7 protein-coding genes are annotated in these 4,528 nt (G+C 26.9%); all 7 read left to right on the top strand.

The genetic code is table 11. The annotated features are described in order from the left end of the window. The coding region (locus J7M77_RS11575; RefSeq protein ID WP_296878699.1) for a LytTR family DNA-binding domain-containing protein at nt 1-536 on the top strand (536 nt) is incomplete at its 5' end. 334 nt (nt 537-870) lie between these two features. Then, complete coding sequence (locus tag J7M77_RS11580; RefSeq protein WP_296878701.1) at nt 871-1,668, top strand: hypothetical protein; 798 nt, start codon at nt 871-873, stop codon at nt 1,666-1,668. Beyond that, nucleotides 1,665-2,345: a hypothetical protein gene (locus J7M77_RS11585; RefSeq protein WP_296878703.1), complete on the top strand. Its 681-nt coding sequence runs from the start codon at nt 1,665-1,667 to the stop codon at nt 2,343-2,345. The genes J7M77_RS11580 and J7M77_RS11585 overlap by 4 nt, the downstream gene beginning before the upstream one ends. Further along, a complete protein-coding gene (locus J7M77_RS11590) occupies nt 2,335-3,012 on the top strand; it encodes a hypothetical protein (RefSeq protein WP_296878705.1) in 678 nt (225 codons plus the stop codon). The genes J7M77_RS11585 and J7M77_RS11590 overlap by 11 nt, the downstream gene beginning before the upstream one ends. Continuing rightward, the gene (locus tag J7M77_RS11595; protein WP_296878707.1) at nt 2,996-3,643 is read left to right on the top strand and encodes an ABC transporter ATP-binding protein; all 648 of its coding nucleotides are present in this window, start codon (nt 2,996-2,998) and stop codon (nt 3,641-3,643) included. Before J7M77_RS11590 ends, J7M77_RS11595 begins: the two co-directional genes overlap by 17 nt. Next, the gene (locus J7M77_RS11600; protein WP_296878709.1) at nt 3,640-4,296 is read left to right on the top strand and encodes a hypothetical protein; all 657 of its coding nucleotides are present in this window, start codon (nt 3,640-3,642) and stop codon (nt 4,294-4,296) included. Before J7M77_RS11595 ends, J7M77_RS11600 begins: the two co-directional genes overlap by 4 nt. Nucleotides 4,297-4,344: 48 nt before the next feature. Next, nucleotides 4,345-4,528: hypothetical protein (locus tag J7M77_RS11605; RefSeq protein ID WP_296878711.1), on the top strand; the 184-nt coding region annotated here is incomplete at its 3' end.

The following is a 4,528-nucleotide window of genomic DNA, read 5'->3' on the forward strand; positions in this document are numbered from 1 at the left end:
GTCTGGATATTGGTGATGAAAAAGAAAGCGGGATTGATGTTGGAATTAAAATTCGTGATCTAAATAAAGATGCTATTATTATTTTTGTAACCAAATATACAAAATATTTAATCGATGGCTATAAAGCACAGGCAAATCGTTATTTTATTAAACCGATAAAACAGCAGGAATTTAAATTGGAAATAGATAATATTTTACAAAAATATATAAATAGATATAGCGGCTTTTATGATCTAAGAATCCAGGATACTAAAATATATTATAATGATATTATTTATGTTGATTATTATAATCGTAAAACAAGAATCCATTTTATTTCTGGAAAAATATATGAAACCAAAGACTCCTTTAAATGCTGGATCGACAGGTTAAAAGATTATCACTTTGTCCAATCTTATAAATCTTATTTAGTTAATTTATCTTATGTTGATCAGGTAATCTGTAATGAAATAGTGTTAAATACTAGGGAAATTGTTCCTTTATCAAGATTGTTTAAAAAAGAGTTTGAATTAAGGTATAGTGCTAATTTAAATTAATGAAATAAATCATAATAGTAAAAAATCAAGGTAAGATGGCCTTGATTTTTATTTTTCCATGATATGAGGGGATGATGTGCTCCCCTAATTTATAATACTTATTTTCATCAAAGTCACTAACCAGTAAGAATTACTTGTTATGATATAGATAGAGAAAGTAATTGAAGGATATTAATGATAAACTAGTTTGTCAAAAATTAAAGCAAAATAAATAAGAAACAGTTATATAAACAATTATTTTTGATGTACATGCAATTTAGATGTTTTATAGTAATTTTCTATTTTAAGAGTACTAGGTGGGATAAATGTTTTTATGGTGAAGGGAGTGAAGAAATTGAAAGAATTAAAATTTAATCTTAATTATGTTATGCATAAAAGGGAATTATATTTTGCTTTTATTGCTGCTATGATTATTAGTTTGGTTCACATATTTTTGATTATTCAAGGTAGTGATTATATTGAATTTGCTAACACAAGTGAATACCTAATTTTACCAACAAATTCTATTGAGGATTTTAGTCCTATACTGGTACTTGCTTTTCCGGTAATTGGTGCTTTGATATTTAGTGATTCATCGTGGCTTGATCGTAGTCGTAAGAGCGAATTAATGTTTTATACTCGTTTAAATCCTAAAAAAAATATTATTTGTCGTGCTTTTTTGTCCTTTGCAGTTACTTTTGTTTTATTCTTTATCGTTTTGACAATTAATTATCTAGTTTTGTACTTGATTTTTGGAAGTGGCATTCGCTATCCATTAGATCAATCATATCCTTTTAATATTTCTGGGATTTCACAAGTATTTCTTGATGAACTTAGAACAGTTAGACCGATTCTATATGCTTTGATAGGAATTGGACATGTATCGATACTTTTAGGAATGCTTTCACTTCTTTCCTATTGTATATCTTTTTTTGTCAGACAACGGCTAGTTATTTATTTTCAGGTACTTTTGATCATGTTTGTTTATGAACAAATAGTTTCATTTGTTGGTTTTCAAAAAATTTCGATAATTTATCAGCTTCAGTTAATGTCACATTTTTCACCTGCTGATGTTTTTGTTCTTTATGGAATTCTAAGTGTTTTATCAGGTATATTGATAGCGGTTATTATCAAAAAGGAAGAGATATTATGAAATATACATTAAAAAATGCTGTTTTAATGTGGTGTTTTATATTGATGGCAGCTTTAGGAGTAAGTGCAGGAAGTAATTTATCGAAAGAAAGCAATTTCATTACCATGTATCAAGGTGCTCTTTCGGTTATCAGTGTTAGATATTCTTTTATCATTATAATACTGACCGCTGATTATATTGTATTTGAAAATCTAAACCGCCATGCCCTAATATGTAGATACAAATCTATAGATAATTTTTTTATTAAAAGTATTATGATTGAAGCCGGAGTTTCATTGATTTTGGCACTTATGTTTATAATACCTGTGCTTGTGTTTAATGCTTCGATATATCAAAAAATCTTTATCCCGGTAATAATTAGTGCATTTAATATGGTTGTAATAATGATGCTATTTGCAGCTTTTATTCGATTTATTAATATATGGTTTACTAATCATGTTTTGGTAACGGGATTGGTATTTGTTGTATATGCTGCTATCGATTTTTTGTTTGAAAATATTAATTTTATTTACATAGATAATATCTTATTTGATTTTCAGTATATTTTGGCTTTACCTTTTCAGTATCAAAGAAATTATCTGTTTATTGTAGCTATTATTGCTTTTATTATCGTTATATTGACTTTTTCAACAATATTTTTAGTTGTGAGAAGGGATTATTTTTTAAATGAATATTAAAATAAACAAACTAGAAATAATTATTTATGCTTTAATAATACTACTTTTTTCTTTGATAAAAGCATCTTATATTGATTCAATTGATGCAGATGATTTTGTTAAAATGTTTATAAAATATTACATTCATTATGGAGAACTTTCACAGTTCAATATTATTTGGATAACACCGTTGTTTGTAACGATTTTTTTCATTACCAAAAACGTTTATTTAAAGCTGATAAATTTTAATTTAAGATTTAATAACCGCAAGAATTGTTTTAAAGCAACTGTTAAAATATTACTGATCAAAACAATACTTTACAGTTTATTGTTTATAATTATTCAGTTACCTTTGCTATTAATCAAAACAAGTTATCCAGTAAAAATTACTTTAGAAATGCTGGAATTTGGATTAAAGATTATCATTGAGATATTTGCAACAGCAATGATTGTATTAGGTGTATCGCTTTTCATAAAAAATTATGCTTATGCTATTACTTTGATACTTACAGTATTTTATCTATTACTTAGAATTGAAGCTTTTTATATTCCTTTTTGTAGTCTATTTATAAGTACTAGGCTAAATATTGTTAGTATGATAGCTAGTTTGTTTGCTTTAGTGGCTATATATAAAGTGTATTTACATCTAGATATTATAGGAGAAATAAAAAATGAAACTAGAAATTAAAAATTATACTAAAGAAATAAAAGGAAATGTAATTTTAAATAATATTAATCTGGCATTTGAAAGTGGGAATGTTTATGGCTTTTATGGTCGTAATGGCTCTGGGAAAACGATGCTTTTTCGAGCGGTGACAACATTAATTCATCCAAATCAGGGCGATGTTTTGGTTGATGGAAAATCAATTATCAATAATGAATTTGATTTGAGTCAAATAGGCGTATTAATTGAAGATCCCGGCTATTATCCTCACTTAAGTGGTTTTGAGAATTTAATGATGCTTTATACGATTAATAATAAAAAAGATAATGAATTTATTCATGGTGTACTAAAAAAAATGAATCTTGATCATGCAGCTAATAAAAAGTACAAGGAATATTCGCTTGGCATGAAACAAAGACTTAGAGTGGCTCAGGCTTTTATGGAAAATCAAAAAATAATTATTCTTGATGAGCCAACCAATGGAATTGATGAAGAGGGATTAAAAGTGGTTCATAAATTAATCGGTGAAGCTAAAAAAGAAGGTAAAATTATTTTGCTTGCAAGTCATAGCAAGGATGATTTATTTGCTTTAAGTGATGTTGTCTATAAAATTGATAATGGAAAAATAGTCGGTATTTTGGAGAAAAAATTATGATAAAAAAATTAAGAATATATTGTTTAGTTATTGTTTTGATTACTATAGGTTTAGCTGTTTATGGTAAAATCAAAGTAACTAACTATGACTTTGAAGATTATATTGCCAATACAAGATACGATACGACCCAAAATGCTAATGAAATGCTTGATTATGCACCATATTTAAAAAAGATTATCAATGATGATAAAATAAATGATTATACAGATCTGCTTGATCATACAAAATACTGTCTAGATGTCAAAGTGGAAAAATCAAAGTTTTCAGGTGAAGGAATAATTAATTATTGTGTTGTCGAAAGGGTTATAAAAGGAGAAAAAATTGAAATAGGTGATAAAATAGGAATATACGATCTTGTCTTTTTATTAGCACGTTCAGGAACAGTATACGGTGAAGGAGCAAGACCGCTTAAAACAGGTGAAAAATATCGTGTATTTATTGATAACGCTATTAACCCGTTGATTGATGGAGCGTATCTTTTTAGTAGTTTTAAATACGGAAGTTTTAGATTAAACCCAGGTACGGGTGCTAAACTGGAACAAAATACAGATGAAAAAGAAATTACTTTAAAAGATGCGATGGAGTTTGATTGTATAACCAGAGATGGTGATATGAAAATATATAATGATATATATAATGAAATAAATAATTAGTGATCTCAATAGATTGGTGTTTTTTAGCTGCAATCAAGGAGGAAAAATATGAATATTTTAATATTTGAAGAGAATTTAGAAGATGCCAAACATTTATCTGATTGCCTTGGATCGTATTTTATAGAAAAAGATATTGAATATAATATTGATATTGTTAATGAATCATGTGATTTTATTGATAAAACTGATAGCTATGATTTGTTTTGTCTGGATATTGGTGATGAAAAAGAAA

This window comes from Thomasclavelia sp. (assembly GCF_017889095.1).
In the GTDB taxonomy this organism is placed as follows: Bacteria; Bacillota_I; Bacilli_A; order Erysipelotrichales; family Coprobacillaceae; genus Thomasclavelia.